17 protein-coding genes are annotated in these 15,323 nt (G+C 56.0%); 8 read left to right on the forward strand and 9 right to left on the reverse strand.

Annotated elements, in window-relative coordinates:
* Positions 1 to 58: 58 nt before the first annotated feature.
* The 4 genes from BUA85_RS07940 to BUA85_RS07955 form a co-directional block, all read right to left on the reverse strand.
* On the reverse strand, positions 59 to 460 hold the full coding sequence (locus BUA85_RS07940; protein WP_072900274.1) for a DUF4864 domain-containing protein: 402 nt from the start codon (positions 458 to 460) through the stop codon (positions 59 to 61).
* A 63-nt stretch (positions 461 to 523) separates the two neighbouring features.
* The gene (locus BUA85_RS07945; protein ID WP_072900275.1) at positions 524 to 1,084 is read right to left on the reverse strand and encodes a hypothetical protein; all 561 of its coding nucleotides are present in this window, start codon (positions 1,082 to 1,084) and stop codon (positions 524 to 526) included.
* On the reverse strand, positions 1,081 to 1,605 hold the full coding sequence (locus tag BUA85_RS07950; RefSeq protein WP_072900276.1) for a cytochrome b: 525 nt from the start codon (positions 1,603 to 1,605) through the stop codon (positions 1,081 to 1,083). Before BUA85_RS07950 ends, BUA85_RS07945 begins: the two co-directional genes overlap by 4 nt.
* 83 nt (positions 1,606 to 1,688) lie before the next feature.
* Positions 1,689 to 3,263: a lysine--tRNA ligase gene (locus BUA85_RS07955; RefSeq protein ID WP_072900277.1), complete on the reverse strand. Its 1,575-nt coding sequence runs from the start codon at positions 3,261 to 3,263 to the stop codon at positions 1,689 to 1,691.
* Between the two features lie 110 nt (positions 3,264 to 3,373).
* Here BUA85_RS07955 and BUA85_RS07960 point away from each other — a divergent pair, with 110 nt between their 5' ends.
* Complete coding sequence (locus BUA85_RS07960) at positions 3,374 to 3,793, forward strand: tellurite resistance TerB family protein (RefSeq protein WP_072900278.1); 420 nt, start codon at positions 3,374 to 3,376, stop codon at positions 3,791 to 3,793.
* Here the strand turns inward: BUA85_RS07960 and dacB are convergent.
* Complete coding sequence (dacB, locus tag BUA85_RS07965; protein WP_072900279.1) at positions 3,790 to 5,295, reverse strand: D-alanyl-D-alanine carboxypeptidase/D-alanyl-D-alanine endopeptidase; 1,506 nt, start codon at positions 5,293 to 5,295, stop codon at positions 3,790 to 3,792. The two genes, BUA85_RS07960 and dacB, sit on opposite strands and share 4 nt — an antisense overlap.
* Complete coding sequence (locus tag BUA85_RS07970; RefSeq protein WP_072900477.1) at positions 5,289 to 5,882, reverse strand: nicotinate-nucleotide adenylyltransferase; 594 nt, start codon at positions 5,880 to 5,882, stop codon at positions 5,289 to 5,291. Before BUA85_RS07970 ends, dacB begins: the two co-directional genes overlap by 7 nt.
* Before the next feature lie 159 nt (positions 5,883 to 6,041).
* Between BUA85_RS07970 and ettA the strand changes: the two genes are divergently transcribed.
* From ettA to BUA85_RS07990, 4 genes are all read left to right on the forward strand, one after another.
* Complete coding sequence (gene ettA / locus BUA85_RS07975; protein ID WP_072900478.1) at positions 6,042 to 7,697, forward strand: energy-dependent translational throttle protein EttA; 1,656 nt, start codon at positions 6,042 to 6,044, stop codon at positions 7,695 to 7,697.
* The gene (locus BUA85_RS07980; protein WP_131802780.1) at positions 7,694 to 8,065 is read left to right on the forward strand and encodes a hypothetical protein; all 372 of its coding nucleotides are present in this window, start codon (positions 7,694 to 7,696) and stop codon (positions 8,063 to 8,065) included. The genes ettA and BUA85_RS07980 overlap by 4 nt, the downstream gene beginning before the upstream one ends.
* Before the next feature lie 80 nt (positions 8,066 to 8,145).
* A complete protein-coding gene (locus tag BUA85_RS07985; protein WP_072900281.1) occupies positions 8,146 to 8,331 on the forward strand; it encodes a hypothetical protein in 186 nt (61 codons plus the stop codon).
* A 195-nt stretch (positions 8,332 to 8,526) separates the two neighbouring features.
* Positions 8,527 to 8,736 carry a cold-shock protein gene (locus tag BUA85_RS07990; RefSeq protein ID WP_072900282.1) on the forward strand — a complete coding sequence of 70 codons (210 nt, stop codon included), beginning with the start codon at positions 8,527 to 8,529 and terminating at the stop codon, positions 8,734 to 8,736.
* A gap of 52 nt (positions 8,737 to 8,788) precedes the next feature.
* On the opposite strand, the gene BUA85_RS07995 is transcribed toward BUA85_RS07990, so the two are convergent.
* Together BUA85_RS07995 and BUA85_RS08000 are read right to left on the reverse strand one after the other, a co-directional pair.
* A complete protein-coding gene (locus BUA85_RS07995; protein WP_072900283.1) occupies positions 8,789 to 9,400 on the reverse strand; it encodes an SOS response-associated peptidase in 612 nt (203 codons plus the stop codon).
* The gene (locus BUA85_RS08000; RefSeq protein WP_072900284.1) at positions 9,401 to 10,087 is read right to left on the reverse strand and encodes an arylesterase; all 687 of its coding nucleotides are present in this window, start codon (positions 10,085 to 10,087) and stop codon (positions 9,401 to 9,403) included.
* On the opposite strand from BUA85_RS08000, the gene BUA85_RS08005 reads away from it, so the two are divergent.
* From BUA85_RS08005 to BUA85_RS08015, 3 genes are read left to right on the forward strand one after another with little or no spacing between them, the layout of a single operon-like run.
* Complete coding sequence (locus tag BUA85_RS08005; protein WP_072900285.1) at positions 10,086 to 10,772, forward strand: ABC transporter ATP-binding protein; 687 nt, start codon at positions 10,086 to 10,088, stop codon at positions 10,770 to 10,772. The two genes, BUA85_RS08000 and BUA85_RS08005, sit on opposite strands and share 2 nt — an antisense overlap.
* Positions 10,769 to 13,297: an ABC transporter permease gene (locus BUA85_RS08010; protein WP_072900286.1), complete on the forward strand. Its 2,529-nt coding sequence runs from the start codon at positions 10,769 to 10,771 to the stop codon at positions 13,295 to 13,297. Before BUA85_RS08005 ends, BUA85_RS08010 begins: the two co-directional genes overlap by 4 nt.
* Positions 13,294 to 13,851: a gamma-glutamylcyclotransferase family protein gene (locus BUA85_RS08015; RefSeq protein ID WP_072900287.1), complete on the forward strand. Its 558-nt coding sequence runs from the start codon at positions 13,294 to 13,296 to the stop codon at positions 13,849 to 13,851. The genes BUA85_RS08010 and BUA85_RS08015 overlap by 4 nt, the downstream gene beginning before the upstream one ends.
* Here the strand turns inward: BUA85_RS08015 and BUA85_RS08020 are convergent.
* Positions 13,822 to 15,204: an MATE family efflux transporter gene (locus BUA85_RS08020; protein WP_072900288.1), complete on the reverse strand. Its 1,383-nt coding sequence runs from the start codon at positions 15,202 to 15,204 to the stop codon at positions 13,822 to 13,824. The two genes, BUA85_RS08015 and BUA85_RS08020, sit on opposite strands and share 30 nt — an antisense overlap.
* Positions 15,205 to 15,323: the final 119 nt, after the last annotated feature.

Consider the following 15,323-nt stretch of genomic DNA (forward strand, 5'->3'; position numbering starts at 1 on the left):
TCACGCAAGGACTATTGCTTGGCCGTAAACAACGCGTAGGCCCACCGCGCGGTGGGGCTTAGGCGCCTACATCTGGCGCTGGTAGGATTTGCACACCGGCAATCCGCCAACCGTCTGCCGTCTGAACCATTTGGTATTCAAGCATATGCAAACTGCCGTTAGCGTCTTGCAGCATCAACCTTTGATATTGCCGCCCGCCGATGTCTTCCAACTGCAAGAATCGAACATCGCGGTTGGTCCAGACCATGGGATATCCGCGTTGAACCATCATCCCAAAGTTCTGAGCGTTGCCGAATGCGCCCTGAATATTCGGCGCCGCGTATTGCCAGGCTTCTTCGATGTCACGCTCGTTAAACGCTTGGAGCTGGCTTCCAATTACATCCTCAATTGCTTCTGCCGTTTGGGCCAAAGCGGAGCTTGCCACAATCATCAATCCGACAATGAATCCTAAAAGCTTCATTTCGATCTCCCTGTATTGTCTTTTGGTAGATACGAACACCCCAGGCGAATGGTTTGAAATTAGCTATACGAGGGTAAGAATGATCTGCCCGCCGTTATCATTGATTTGATAATCAGGGACGCTCAAAAAGTCGCCCTCTGATCGACCCGCAACGCCGAATCCGCCAGCGTTGAAAACACTGCCGTGACGGGACCCCCGCTTTGTACAGGCAAAGGGGGCCACTTCCAAATCAGTCACTCCAACCGCGTATCCCCGATGGGGACAGACCAAATTAGCGACAAAGAACCGTGGATCAGCAACCGCCTGTTCTGGCGCACCTTGCTCGATTTGCGCATCGGTTCGTCGAAGAACCGCGACATACTGAATACCGTCGGTATTCGAATATTCAGGGTCATCTGTCGGGCGGCCAATAACGGCGACCTGACCAGCGGTTAGGCTCGAAATATCGACGTCAGTCTCGCCTGCGGCCAACATAACTGTTTGATCCTCACCGCGAGGGACATTTGTCGGCACGTCTTCGCCCCAATCGAATTCAACCGCTTGAGCGTTTAACAGCGCGGGGCAGAGAGTGATCGTGGCTGAGGAGAGGGTCAGGATAACATGTCTTCGCGATATCGTTTTCATTTTATGTCCTTGTGTTTGCTGGGCAAAATAGAGGAAAGAGTGTCGTCCTTGTCTAAGAATACGTGCTTGAGTGCACCGGCGACGTGAAGAAAAATCAAACCCGCCAGAACCCATTTTATTGCGTAGTGGACTTCAAGCATGCGCTCGCCCAGGTCGGAGCGCGCAAGTCCGATGTCGATCGGTAAGATCAGTGCATTCTGTCGCAACGCCGAGGCTGCAAAATAGCCGGTTATAACAAAGGCTATCATCACCAGATAAAGACCAACCTGAGTACTGCTTGCGAGCACGCGCTCCCACCGGGGGTGATGTCCTCTCAAGGGTTTACCTTTACGTATGCGAACCGAAATTCGAATGACCAAAACAATGATAAGAATTTGACCGATCACTTGATGCGCCACAATGATGGAGTCATCTGCCCATTCGTAAACATAGGCGAGACCGGTCAGAGCCATGGCAGCAACCAAAGCTGCCACGATCCAATGAAGCGCTTTTTGCGCTCCGGTATAAGATGTTTCGTTCATTTAGTTCAAAACCTGTTTCACTCTGCCGCTGCGTCAAGCGGCACGCTACACATTCAACGAACGAATGAACGTTTTCTGTCGCTTTAAGTTTCCGAAGCGAGTCTGTTTTCGATCAACGCGATGGTCTCTTCCACGCCATAGAGCGCGATAAATCCGCCGAAACGCGGCCCCTGCGAGGCACCAAGTAGAACTTCATAAAGCGCTGTAAACCAAGCACGCAAAGGCTCAAAATCGTGATCCTTGCCCACCGCAAACACCATCGATTGTAGCTCTTCCGCATCCAAACCACCATCCCAGGCCTTCAGCCGCGCAACCAGATCTTCCATCGCTTTCCGTTCTTGATCGGTCGGCGCGCGGTAGACCTTCGTTGGTTTCACAAAGTCATTGTAATAACGAACGGCAAAACCAGCCGCCTGATCCATCTGCGGGTTCTTCTCGGCTGAGGCATCAGGCGCATAGCGCTTGATGAATCCCCAAAGCGTTTCTTTGTCCTCCGCCCCGGATACGGACGCGAGGTTCAGCAACATCGCAAACGGCACCACCATGTCTGACGCCGGAACGTTATGCCCATGGATATGAAAGACCGGATTGTTCGCGCGACCGGCATCATCCTGATCCGCATAAGCACGCAGCTGCTGGTGATATTCATCCACCGCTTTCGGGATTACATCAAAATGCATCCGCTTCGCGGTCTTTGGCTTTTGATACATGAAGTAAGACAGGCTTTCGGTGGCTGCATAAGACAGCCATTCATCAATCGAAATACCGTTGCCGGATGATTTCGAAATCTTCTGGCCCTTCTCATCCAAGAACAACTCGTATGAGAAATGGTTCGGCGGCCGCTGCCCCAAGGTCCGGCAGATCGCATCATAGATCTTTTCGTTGGTGGCATGCTCTTTGCCGTACATCTCAAAATCGACGCCAAGCGCCGCCCAGCGCGCCCCGAAATCCGGCTTCCATTGCAGCTTCACGTTGCCGCCCGTGACTGGCACCGTCCATTCGCGCCCATCGTCGTCATCAAAGGTCACTTCGCCTTTGGACGCATCAACGTGCTTCATAGGCACATACATCACACGACCGGTTTCAGGATGAATCGGCAGGAAGATCGAATATGTCTCCGCCCGCTCTTCGCGCAAAGACTTCAACATGATCGCCATCAGGTCATCATACCGCTCAGCACTGCGCAGCAGGATTTCGTCAAACTGGCCAGACTGATAGAACGACCGCGCCGAATAGAACTCATGCTCAAACCCAAAGGTATCGAGGAACCGCTGCAACATCGCATTGTTATGATCGCCAAAACTGTCATGCGTTCCAAACGGATCAGGCACGCTGGTCAGCGGCATTTGCAAATAGCCTTGCAACATCTCTTGTTGCGGCACGTTGCCGGGAACCTTCCGCATCCCATCCAAATCGTCAGAAAAACAAATCAGCTTGGTCGGGATGTCAGAAATCACCTCAAACGCACGGCGGATCATCGTCGTGCGCAACACCTCGCCGAATGTTCCGATGTGCGGCAGGCCCGACGGGCCATAGCCGGTTTCAAACAGCACATAGCCTTTCTCTGGGTCTTTCTTTTCATACCGTTTGAGCAATGCGCGCGCCTCTGCAAAGGGCCAAGCCTTCGAAGTCATCGCTGCGTCACGGAAAGTGCTCATCGGTTTTCTCTCTGATAAAGGCCGCGATGTACGCGGCAGAACGCGCACTCCCTATTGCGAGAGCGCGTCGGGGTCAATAAATGTGAAGGAACAACTTAAAGGATTCTGGTATGACGTTAGAGACCCCACTCACCGCACAAGATGCGCTCATCGCACTGATGATTGCCGTCTCAGCGTCAGATGAAAACATCCGCACGTCCGAATTGGTCAAGATCAACAACGCTGTCAACAACTTGCCCGTTTTTGCTGGGTACGATGCTGAGCGTCTGCCTCGTATGTCTCAGATGGTCTTTGATCTTTTGGAACCGGAAGACGGGCTAGAAGCTCTTTTCGGCCTCATCCGAGAAGCTCTCCCTGAACACTTGAATGAAACGGCTTACGCTTTGTCCTGCGACGTCGCCGCTGCTGACGGCACGATTGAAGGGCCAGAGGCTCGCATGCTTGAAGAAATTCGTTATGAGCTAGATGTCGATCGCCTTCACGCTGCTGCTATCGAAAGAGGCGCGCGAGCACGGCATATGACGATCTAAGTTTCGCCTGCTTTTGCCCAGAACTGGATGAGCTGCTGCTGCAACCAACGCGCACGGCTGGCATAGGTTCGAGCGCCGCGAGGCCGGTCCGTCCCCTCCAGCTTGCCTTTTTCGCGCGCCTCCAAGTCGGCTGCGAAGAACGCAAATGCCAGATCGCGTCCACCTTCGGTTTTGATGTAGCCGGCCAAAGAGTTAACGAAGTTCAACGTCCCCGTCTTGGCGCGCACCAATCCTTTGAAATTGGGAACGTCATTGCGACTCTCATCCACGATACGCACATCCTTCAAAATCGGATGAAGGGTTTCATAGGCACCGCGTCGCGCCAAAAGCGCGGCCATATTCATCGCTGAAATCCGTGACGTGTCGCCAAGCCCCGAATGGTCCACAAACCGCGGCAAAATTCCTGCCTGCCGCGTACACCAGCGAGACATGCCCAAAGCAGAGGTGCGTAGCCCGCGACTTTCCCCCGCCAACTGGTTGCTAGCGGTCATGCCGCATGCCTCGGCAGTCAGGTTTGTCGAAAACTTCAGCATATCTTTGGCCACGTCTCGCAAAATCGGGCTGGTTAGCGTCGCAAGAGTGGTCCCGGTCGGCGCGTCGAATGACCGCACAGCCGCGGGCAACACGATCCCCTGCGACCGCGCGAAGGTTCTAAAAACGTCGCCCACATATAGCGCAGGTTCTCGGACCGGCAGCCACCGCGATCCAAAGTCACCAAGCGCGCCCTTCGCGACGGACCAATCATCCGTGTCGCCAAGGTCAGTATATTCGTAAACCGGCGCAGATCTCTCGACGACCCGCATCTTGGAAACGGTCACATCCGCACGGTATTCAGCGCTCCGCGCGTCCATAGTGATGTCATAGTCATCGCCATTTTGCTTCCATTCGAAATGAACGCGGTTGAAGTTGAGGTTCAGACCTGAAACCGCCGGATTGTACCCAAGGTAATCCGCCTGAGATTCGTCAATTTCCTCAATTCGGTCCAAAGCCCCGCCCCACACAAGGAAGCGGCCGCGCACCTCTGTGATGCCGGTGTCTTTCAACATCTGCGCCAATTCAGCGACGTCATTGGTCTGCAACCTCGGATCACCGCCTCCAGCGAGGATCAGATCCCCCGTCAGGATACCGTTGGAAATAGGACCTTTCGCGAGAAGACGCGTTTTGAACTGGTAGTCAGGCGAAAGTGTTTGCAAGGAATAAAGCGCCGTAACGGCCTTGCTCACGCTTGCGGGCGGCAGCTGGACATCGCCATTTACATTATCGAGTACCACACCCGTGCGCACATCCATCACAGCAAAGCCAATATCGCCGCCAATAGGAGCGTTTGCGATGATCTGCGCCGTATCAGGCCGCGAGCGCGGGCGCTGATTGGACACCTCCGCCGATTGGGGCGCGTCGTATGGCCGAGACCTTGGGCGCAAGGACCGCTCTGGAGCATTGGCAAAGGCCGAGCCCGCGATCATCGACGCACCACCCGCCAATATGCCCCGCCGCGTCACCATTCGCCACGCGCCCTTATCGCTGTCGAAGACATGTCACTCATTGGCATGTTTATGAAACACCAACGTGGCGCCTCCCCCTGTCCCAGCACTTGCGATGAACGTCCAGACAGCTTTGCATCCCGATACACCCGCGCCGCTTTTGACATCCGCGCACTGATCCTATCACCGGGGCGCGCCATCACACCAATCGGCACGGTTTCCATGATCCACTGCCAGTCCTGCCATTGATCAAATTGACCGAGGTTGTCCGCACCCATGAGCCAGACAAAACGCACGCCAGGATAACGATCAATCAAAGCAGCCAACGTTTGCGCCGTGAACCGCGTTCCCAGCCGCGCTTCAAGGTCTGTCACTTCTACCTTCGGATGCTTCATAACGGCCCGACTGGCTTGAACCCGTTCCGCAAGCGGTGCAGGGCCATTGGCCTTCAAGGGATTACCCGGACTGACAAGCCACCAGAGCTTATCCAAGCCAAACCGACGCAAAGCTGTTTTTGTGATATGCACATGCGCCGAATGCGGCGGATCAAACGATCCCCCCAACAGGCCCACAACCTGCCCCGCCCGCGCTGTCGGATATCCCTGCACCTTTTGTGCCGCCTCCCTTTGGCACCTTGCTCTTGTTGCGCGCAAGTTAAGCAGACTGCGGCAGAGGGAAAACCCCAAATTCTCGTGATGGAACAGATTGCCGCCGAACGCGCAGAAGGATATGACACCGCAAACCTTAGATCAGAAGGGCGCGACCACATGGCCAGCTATCAGTTCGTTTACTTTATGGACGGTGTGTCCAAGACCTATCCGGGCGGCAAGAAAGTGTTTGAAAACATCCGCCTTAACTTCCTCCCCGGCGTTAAGATTGGTGTCGTCGGTGTGAACGGCACAGGTAAATCCACCTTGATGCGGATCATGGCTGGCCAAGACAAAGAGTTTCAGGGCGAAGCTTGGGCCGCCGAGGGCGCGAAGGTCGGCTATCTGCCACAGGAACCTGAACTGGATGCAAACCTGAGTGTGCGCGAAAACGTCATGCTGGGCGTAGCTGAAAAGAAAGGCATCCTTGATCGCTACAACGAATTGGCGATGAACTATTCTGAGGAAACCGCTGATGAGATGGCGCGGCTTCAGGATGAAATCGACGCACAGAACCTTTGGGACCTCGACGCACAAATCGACGTATCGATGGAAGCCCTGCGCTGCCCTCCCGATGACGCCAATGTCGAAACCCTGTCTGGCGGTGAAAAGCGGCGCGTCGCCCTGTGTAAATTGTTGCTCGAAGCGCCCGATATGCTGCTGTTGGACGAACCGACCAACCACTTGGACGCGGAAACTATCGCTTGGCTACAACAGCACCTGATTGACTACAAAGGCACGATCCTGATCGTGACCCACGACCGGTATTTCCTCGATGCAATCACCGGTTGGATTCTCGAACTCGACCGTGGCGCGGGTATCCCGCACGAAGGCAACTACTCCAGCTGGCTGGAAGCGAAAGCAAAGCGGCTGGAGCAGGAAGCGAAAGAAGACAAATCCAAGCAACGCACGTTGGAGCGCGAATTGGAATGGATGCGCCAAGGTGCAAAGGCGCGGCAAGCAAAATCCAAGGCGCGAATTCAGGCCTACAACGAACTCGCCAACCAATCCGAACGCGAAAAAGTCGGTCGGGCACAGATCATTATTCCAAATGGCCCGCGTCTTGGCTCCAAGGTGATCGAAGTTGATAGCCTCAAGAAAGCCATGGGCGACAAGCTACTGGTCGAAGACCTCAGCTTTGATCTGCCCCCCGGCGGCATCGTTGGCGTGATCGGCCCGAACGGCGCTGGTAAATCGACACTGTTTTCCATGCTCACCGGCCAACTGGATCCAGATGAAGGCAGCGTGACCTACGGCGATACGGTTCAATTGGCCTACGTTGACCAGTCCCGCGACGCGCTCAACGCCGAATCTACGGTCTGGGAAGAGATCACAGGCGGAGCGGAAATCATCGAATTGGGCGACGCCCAGATGAATTCCCGCGCCTATTGCTCCGCGTTTAACTTCAAAGGCGGTGATCAGCAGAAAAAAGTTGGCGTGTTATCTGGTGGTGAGCGCAACCGCGTTCATATGGCGAAATTGCTGAAATCCGGCGGCAACGTTTTGTTGCTCGACGAACCGACAAACGACCTTGACGTGGAAACGCTCCGCGCGCTCGAAGATGCACTGACAACCTTTGCTGGGTGTGCGGTTGTGATTTCACACGATCGTTTCTTCCTCGATAGGATTTGTACGCATATCCTTGCCTTCGAAGGCGACGCCCATGTCGAATGGTTCCAAGGGAACTTTGAGGACTACGAAGAAGATAAAAAGCGCCGCCTAGGAGCAGACGCGATGGAGCCTAAGCGCATGAAACATAAGAAGTTTGTCCGGTGACAAGGATCATGGTCGGTATCGTGATTGCCGCCGTGGCTGTCACACTGGCCTATGTTTTCGAGGCACCTAATTCCCTCGGTGCGCATCCGTTTTGGGATCAGCAGGTTTTGGTCATTGGCGCTGGTATCGGCGCCATTTTGGGGCTCATTTCCTTGCCGCTACCAAATGTAGCACGCATCGGAGGTTTCCTTGCACTGACCGTCTTGGCCTATCTCGCGGCCTCATGGGGAAAGGAAACTTTTGCTGCATCCTATGCCGAGGACGCATTTGCCGGCCGCATTTGGTATTTCGGATGGTTCGCGACTGTTGCAGCTGCGACAGCTTTTTTGTTTTCTCTTGCGACACCAAAAAAGGCGTTGCCAAGGTAAAATTATAACCTAAACTTGACCTAATTAGTAATTGCGTAACCAGTCCGGTGTTAGGAACCCCCATAGGTTTTGGAGGCGACATGTCACTCGGCTTAACAATAATCAGCGCGTTTTCGGGCATGATCACGGCAATGGGTTTGTATTTCGGCGGGCACGTCAGCCTGATCGAAGGCCTTGGTGCGTATTCTCTGACCGGTCTTTTGGTGGCTTTAATTGCCGCGACTGCACTGGTTTTGGACAATCAGAATCCGGACAATCGCGCATAGATTGTTCCGATCGCTAATCGTTAACTTATAAATTTAACAATTCGATTTGTAATTTCGCGCCCGACAACCGATATTTGGGTTGCTACGTTACCTCTTTCGATTTCTCGATCTCCCTAAGACCGGCCTTTCGACAAAGCTCTAACGCGCCGGTCCGCTACAATACCGTGAGCGGAGACTATTGAAGGAGGCCCACCTATGGCTTCAGGAACAGTAAAGTGGTTCAATACCACAAAAGGCTACGGCTTCATCGCACCAGACGGCGGCGGTAAGGACGTGTTTGTACATATTTCTGCGGTTGAGCGCTCTGGCATGACAGGCCTGCGCGATGATCAAAAAGTAAACTACGACTTGGAAGCAGGCCGCGACGGTCGTGAGTCGGCAGTTAACATTTCTGCTGCGGACTAATATCTTTAAAAGCTTATTAAAAAAGGCGCCAGTTTGCGCGCCTTTTTTGTTCCTAGCGCCCGTTCCAATCCACGTTAGTTGCTTCAACGACTACGAGGCCCCCATCCGGATAAGGCCTCATCAAACCTTTGGCAGCTTCGTCATATTCCCCCAACCAAACCTGCACCTGCGCCCGCGCAAAAAGCACGCCCATTCGGTGGTGTATCTCGCGCACATCGGCATTTGGTTCGCAGGTCACTGTGGTCACTTGCGGCACTTCGATCCCACCGGGGCCGTTCCAAACATCATAAATCGCAGCAAAGAACAAAAGCGATTTGTCGTTCGGACTGATCGACCACGCCGTTTTCTTGCAAGTCTCGCCCGCCCATTCATACCACCCATCCGAGGGAACAACCGCCCGCCTCACACCTTCGAACGCAGATTTATCGAATACATTCTCTGACCGCGCGTTGATAATCGTTTCCATCACCGATCGACCACGCGCGTTCTTGCGACCAACAGGAATAATTCCCCAGTGCATCATCCACGCGCCATCCGCAGTTAGCGTCAAAACCTCCTGCCCAGGTGCAATATTCCGACGCGGGCTGCCAAAATCCAACTCATCAACTGACCACTCCGGCGCCAACTCGGCCAACTCACGCGCTAGAAAAAGCCGACCGGGCATCTACTTCTCGACCGAGGCAATCAGATCCAAAACCGCCGGTCCCATGGCGTCTACGATCAGCCCCACACCCTCAGCTGTCGGATGCAAGCCGTCACCTTGAAGATACTGGGTAAACTCACTCTGGTTTGCCGTTACATCGCGTAACCCTTGGAACCAATTTCCAAACAGCGCGATGTCATTGCCCTCGGCCAACCTCGGGTACATCGCATCGAACGCCGCCTTATACTCCGGCCCGTAGTTCGATCCGACTTCCATGCCAATCAGCAGCATCTCAACACCTGCTTCGGCCCCCACATTTATCACGCCTTGTAGGTTTTCTTCTGCCAGGTTGGGATCAATCGCCCGTAGATAGTCGTTCGCCCCAAGCATGACAATCATCGCATCTACCTCAGGTGTCAGCATCCAGGCCACGCGAGACAAGCCGCCTGCGGTCGTATCACCCGAGACACCGGCATTGATCACAATCACATCCGCACCGGCCTCATCTAGCCAGGCCTGCAATTGGGGTACGAACCCCGTTTCTGGCGTCAACCCGTAGCCCGCTATTAAACTATCTCCCAAGGCCGCGATCCTGACGGTCTCCGCCTGCGCGGCGCCTCCAAGCAAAAGAAGACCAACCGACAGGTTGCGCAACGCCCTGAATGCCCCATATCGGAAACCAAGCAACGATCCAAAGGCACACCCCATGTCCGAGACAATTCTGTCACTCACCGATGCGTCCCTTTCGCTGGACGGCAACGCGGGACGCGTCGACATCTTGCATGACATTTCTCTCGACGTAACAGTCGGAGAAACTCTGGGGCTGGTCGGGCCAAGCGGATCGGGCAAGTCGTCACTCCTTATGTTGATGGGCGGTCTGGAACAGGCCACCGGCGGGAAGATCACCGCATTGGGTCAAAACTTGACTGCGATGAACGAAGATCAACTCGCGCTGTTTCGCAGGGACAATATGGGGGTGGTTTTTCAATCTTTCCACCTGATCCCGACGATGACCGCATTGGAAAACGTGGCCACGCCCTTGGAACTCGCCGGTCACAAAGATGCTTTCGACAGGGCCGAGGCCGAACTAGGCGCGGTTGGTCTTGCAGACAGAGCGGATCATTACCCCAGCCAAATGTCGGGTGGAGAGCAGCAACGCGTGGCCCTCGCCCGCGCTTCAGCTCCTCGTCCACGCCTTCTGTTGGCCGACGAACCAACCGGCAACCTCGACGTCACCAACGGCACGGCAATCATGGACCTCCTTTTTGGCCTCCGAGACCGCCATGGCGCGACCCTGATCATGGTCACGCATTCGAACGAACTCGCCACCCGCTGCGACCGCGTGATCCGCCTGCGCGACGGGCGCATCGACACCACGAAGGTCGCCGCATGAGCCTCTCGCTCTCTGCCAAATTCGCACGAAGAGAGCTGCGCGGGGGCTTACACGGCTTTCGTGTCTTCCTCGCCTGCCTCGCCTTGGGAGTCGCGGCCATTGCCGCTGTTGGGACCGTACGCGCTGGTATCCAAGCCGGATTGGAAGAGGCTGGGTCAGCCCTACTTGGCGGTGACGCCGAAGCGACCTTCACCTACCGTTTCGCCTCTGACGACGAACGTGAATGGCTGGCCAGTATTGGCACAGCCGTCAGCGAAACCGTTGATTTCCGATCCATGCTGGTGGTGGACACGGGCGAGACGACAGAACGCAGCCTCACCCAAGTCCGCGCTGTAGACGACCTTTACCCGCTTATAGGCAACGTCACCCTCGACCCACCGATCCCATTGTCTGAAGCCCTTGCCGGGTCAAGCAATCTCCCCGGCGGGGTGATGGAACGCGTTTTGGCGGATCGGCTCGGTCTGACCCCTGGCGATCCCTTCCGCCTTGGCAACCAAGATTTTGTCTTCTCGGCCTACCTCGATCAATACCCTGACAACGCAAGCGGAGGCTTCGGCCTCGGACCGCGGAGCATTGTGCGCACCGTCGACCTCGCAAACTCCGGCTTGATCGTCGAAGGGACGTTGTTCGACACCAACTACCGCGTCGACCTACCGCCAGAGACCGACCTCGACGCGTTGGAGACGCAAGCGAAAGCCATTTTCGAAAGCACCGGTATGCGCTGGCGTGACGCACGAGAAGGTGCGGGTGGCACGGCCACCTTTATTGACCGTTTAGGGGCCTTCCTCGTCCTCGTGGGCCTTTCTGGCCTTGCGGTCGGTGGCGTCGGCGTCAGTGCCGCCGTCCGCGCGTACCTCGCTGGCAAAACAGGCGTGATAGCCACTCTTAAAACGCTTGGCGCAACCCGCCGCACGATCTTCCTCACCTACTTCCTCCAAGTTGGCGCCTTGACCCTTCTCGGTGTCGCCCTTGGCCTCATTCTCGGCGCTGGCATCCCCCTCGCCCTCGCGCCTCTGATCGAAGCCCAACTGCCGCTCCCCTCCGATTTCCGCATTTATCCGGCACCTTTGTTTGAAGCTGCGATCTATGGCCTCCTCGCTGCGCTGATCTTCACCCTCTGGCCCCTTGCGCGAACTGATGACATCAAAGCCGCCACGCTATTCCGCGATGCTTTCGCGAGCGGTAGCACCCTCCCACGCTGGCCCTTCCTCGTTACCACCCTCCTTCTCATCGCCGCCCTACTCGGCGCTGCGATCCTCTTTTCCGGCACAGTTTTCCTCACTCTCTGGACGGCTGGTGGCATCATGGGCGCGCTTCTGATCCTCATCCTCGCCAGCGTCTTGATCCGCTGGATTGCCCGCCGGATGCGCCGCCCCACACGTGGCCGCGCGGCGCTCCACCTCGCCTTCGGAGCCATCGGCGCGCGCGGGGGCGAGGCCACATCCGTCGTCCTCTCTCTCGGTCTTGGCCTCTCTGTCCTTGCTGCCATCGGACAAATCGACGGCAACCTGCGCGCAGCCTTTTCAGATGAACTCCCCGCAGTCGCCCCCAGCTACTTCTTCGTAGACATCCAGCCGGATCAGATCGACGGCTTCCGAGAACGCCTCGCAGACGACCCTCAAGTCAGCCAAGTTGATGCAGCACCGATGCTGCGCGGAATTGTCACCCGCATCAACGGCGAAGAAGCCGTTACAGCCACCGACAACCACTGGGTTGTGCAAGGCGACCGCGGCGTGACCTATGACGACACCATGCCCGAAGGCACCCGCCTGACCGCTGGTGAATGGTGGCCAGAGGGTTATTCCGGTCCGCCGCTGATCAGCTTCTCCGCCGAAGAAGCGACCGAGATGGGCCTTGAGATCGGCGATGAAATGACGGTCAACATCCTTGGCCGCGACATCACCGGAACCATCGCCAACTTCCGCGAAGTCACATGGGGCGACGCCGGCATTGGCTTTGTCCTGTCCGTGAATAAAACCGCGCTAGCAGGTGCACCACACAGCTGGATCAGCACCGTCTACGCCGAAGAAGAAGCCGAAGCACAGATCTTACGCGACCTCGCCAGCGCCTACCCCAACATCACCGCAATCCGCATCCGCGATGCTGTGGATCAAGTTAGCAGCCTCGTCGAAAGGGTCGCCGCTGCCACCCGATATGGCGCACTTGCCACTCTTTTGACCGGCTTTCTGGTCCTGATCGGGGCGGCCGCCGCTGGCGAACGCGCCCGCACGTTCGAAGCGGCTGTCCTTAAAACCATCGGTGCGCCGCGCAGCCAGATTATCCGGAGCTTTGCGCTGCGCTCGCTCATCCTCGGTCTTTCCGCTGGCATCGTCGCGCTTGCCGCTGGGATCGCTGGCGCTTGGGCCATCCAAACCTTTGTGATGGAAAACGACTACGCGGTCATCTGGACCAACGCACTGACCGTCATCGCCGGAGGCATCGCCGTATCGCTTCTTGCTGGCCTCGCTTTCGCCATCCGCCCTCTGGCCGCACACCCCGCGCAGGTGCTAAGAGCCAGAGAATGACCGACCCGCAATTCTTTGGCTATGGCAGCCTCGTCAACCTACAAACGCATGACTACGCCAATCCGCGTCCAGCCACTTTGAAAGGCTGGAAACGCGTTTGGCAGCAATCAAAAGAGCGAAATGTTGCGTTCCTATCGGTCCTGCCCAGCGCTGATACGGAAATCGAAGGTCTGTTAGCTTGCGTCCCAAACGGAGACTGGGCCGCCTTGGACCTGCGCGAGCATCAATATGACCGTATCGACGTGACCAATGCCATGGGACAATCGGCACCCACTGCTGTCTACCAAGGCCAACCTGCTAAGATCGCAGATGGCGCTCTGACACGCCCTTTCCTGCTTAGCTATCTCGACGTCATCATTGACGGTTTCTTGGAACACTTTGGCGAAGACGGCGTGCAACGGTTTTTCAAAACCACCGATCGATGGGACACGCCGGCGCTAAATGACCGCCAAAACCCGATCTACCCGCGCTATGTGCAGGTCAGCCCAGACGCGCTCGATCTGGTCGACCACCATCTGTCAAAATTACCGACGGTTGTGAAGCAACCGATGTAACCGCCCCTCGCGCTCGAACTCGGTCGCCTCATGCGTCTCGCCCTTCTCCATCACGCGCATCGCCAGGACGTAAGCTATAGCGGCAAAGACCAAACCACCCGCAGCCTGCCCAATCAAAACACCCGGTGCCCCCGCCAATGACGCGCCCAACATCACAAAGGGGATCGTGCCAACGGTATGGCGGCCCCAATTGATCCAAGTTGAATAGTAGGGGTGGTTTAGGTTGTTGAAGGCCGCATTCCCCACAAAGATCACGCCGTTGAAAAAGAAGGTCAGAGACAGGGGACCAGCAAACAGGAACACCAACGTTAGCGCCAAGCCGTCCAGTGCAAAAAGCGTGACGAAAAACGGCCTAAGAAGGTAGAGTATGATCGAAACCAAAACAACGACGCCCGCCGTGAAGTAAATCCCATCGCGGAAAGCGGCTCTCACTCGGTCATCCTTGCCTGCTCCTGCGTTCTGCCCAATTATCGGCCCAATCGCTCCGGACAAGGCAAACAGCACGCCGAATGCTACCGGCGTCATCCGCCCCACAATCGCCATGCCCGCCACGGCCTCTTCGCCAAAGGTCGCCATTGTCCGCGTGACATAGGCCGACCCAATCGGCGTCGCGAGTTGAGTCAGGATCGCCGGAAAGGCAATGGCCATCACGGGTGAGATGTCAGGAACAAACGTTGAAAAGGACGGTCGATTGATCCCCTGATAGACCTTGATCACCGGAACAATCGCCGTCACCGCAATCGTGATCCGCGCACAAACCGATGCAATCGCCGCGCCCGTCAGTTCAAGATCAAGGCCAAAGATCAGGATTGGATCAAGCACCGCATTGACCAACCCGCCATAAATCGTCGCCATCATCGCGCGCCGCGCATCCCCATGCGCCCGCAAAATCGCGCTGCCGACCATGCCAATCATCAAGATCGGCAGGGAAGGCACAATGATCCGCAGATAGTTCACCGCAAGATCGAGCGTCTCACCTTCCGCGCCCAAAAGGGCTGTCAATTCATAAGCATAGATCCAGACCGCGAGTACAAAGAGGCTGCCCAAGATCACACCAATTACCAGCGCATTCGTCGCTTGCCTCTTTGCCAGATCTTCGTTTCCAGCCCCCAAAGCCCTCGCCACCAAGGCCCCCGCCGCAATCGACATGCCGATGCTGAAGGAGGCGGTAAAGAACAAAATTGCGCCCGCATATCCAATGGCAGCAGCCAGTTCCGCCTTACCCAGCATTGAGATGAAAATCATGTCGACAAAATCAACCAAAAACACAGCCATTAAGCCAAACGACGCCGTCAACGACATCACCGAGATATGTTTGAACAGACTGCCTTCGAGGAATTTTGCTTCGGACATGGGGATGTCTCCTTTTGGGCGACTGTCCCGAGTTTTTGGGCTAGACGCAAGGTGGTTGATTGGGTGGGGGGAGAGGTTCTTAAATATGGAAAGAGATATTTATTTTCTAGGCAGTGTAG

This window comes from Cognatiyoonia sediminum (assembly GCF_900129845.1).
GTDB lineage: Bacteria > Pseudomonadota > Alphaproteobacteria > Rhodobacterales > Rhodobacteraceae > Cognatiyoonia > Cognatiyoonia sediminum.

Coding starts and splice junctions, on each gene's coding strand:
- BUA85_RS08010 (WP_072900286.1), top strand. CDS start 10,769: ATGAGCCTCTCGCTCTCTGCCAAATTCGCACGAAGAGAGCTGCGCGGG.
- BUA85_RS08000 (WP_072900284.1), bottom strand. CDS start 10,087: ATGGGGTGTGCCTTTGGATCGTTGCTTGGTTTCCGATATGGGGCATTC.
- BUA85_RS07950 (WP_072900276.1), bottom strand. CDS start 1,605: ATGAACGAAACATCTTATACCGGAGCGCAAAAAGCGCTTCATTGGATC.
- BUA85_RS07960 (WP_072900278.1), top strand. CDS start 3,374: ATGACGTTAGAGACCCCACTCACCGCACAAGATGCGCTCATCGCACTG.
- BUA85_RS08005 (WP_072900285.1), top strand. CDS start 10,086: ATGTCCGAGACAATTCTGTCACTCACCGATGCGTCCCTTTCGCTGGAC.
- BUA85_RS07995 (WP_072900283.1), bottom strand. CDS start 9,400: ATGCCCGGTCGGCTTTTTCTAGCGCGTGAGTTGGCCGAGTTGGCGCCG.
- BUA85_RS08020 (WP_072900288.1), bottom strand. CDS start 15,204: ATGTCCGAAGCAAAATTCCTCGAAGGCAGTCTGTTCAAACATATCTCG.
- BUA85_RS07945 (WP_072900275.1), bottom strand. CDS start 1,084: ATGAAAACGATATCGCGAAGACATGTTATCCTGACCCTCTCCTCAGCC.
- BUA85_RS07955 (WP_072900277.1), bottom strand. CDS start 3,263: ATGAGCACTTTCCGTGACGCAGCGATGACTTCGAAGGCTTGGCCCTTT.
- BUA85_RS08015 (WP_072900287.1), top strand. CDS start 13,294: ATGACCGACCCGCAATTCTTTGGCTATGGCAGCCTCGTCAACCTACAA.
- ettA (WP_072900478.1), top strand. CDS start 6,042: ATGGCCAGCTATCAGTTCGTTTACTTTATGGACGGTGTGTCCAAGACC.
- BUA85_RS07985 (WP_072900281.1), top strand. CDS start 8,146: ATGTCACTCGGCTTAACAATAATCAGCGCGTTTTCGGGCATGATCACG.
- BUA85_RS07990 (WP_072900282.1), top strand. CDS start 8,527: ATGGCTTCAGGAACAGTAAAGTGGTTCAATACCACAAAAGGCTACGGC.
- BUA85_RS07940 (WP_072900274.1), bottom strand. CDS start 460: ATGAAGCTTTTAGGATTCATTGTCGGATTGATGATTGTGGCAAGCTCC.
- dacB (WP_072900279.1), bottom strand. CDS start 5,295: ATGGTGACGCGGCGGGGCATATTGGCGGGTGGTGCGTCGATGATCGCG.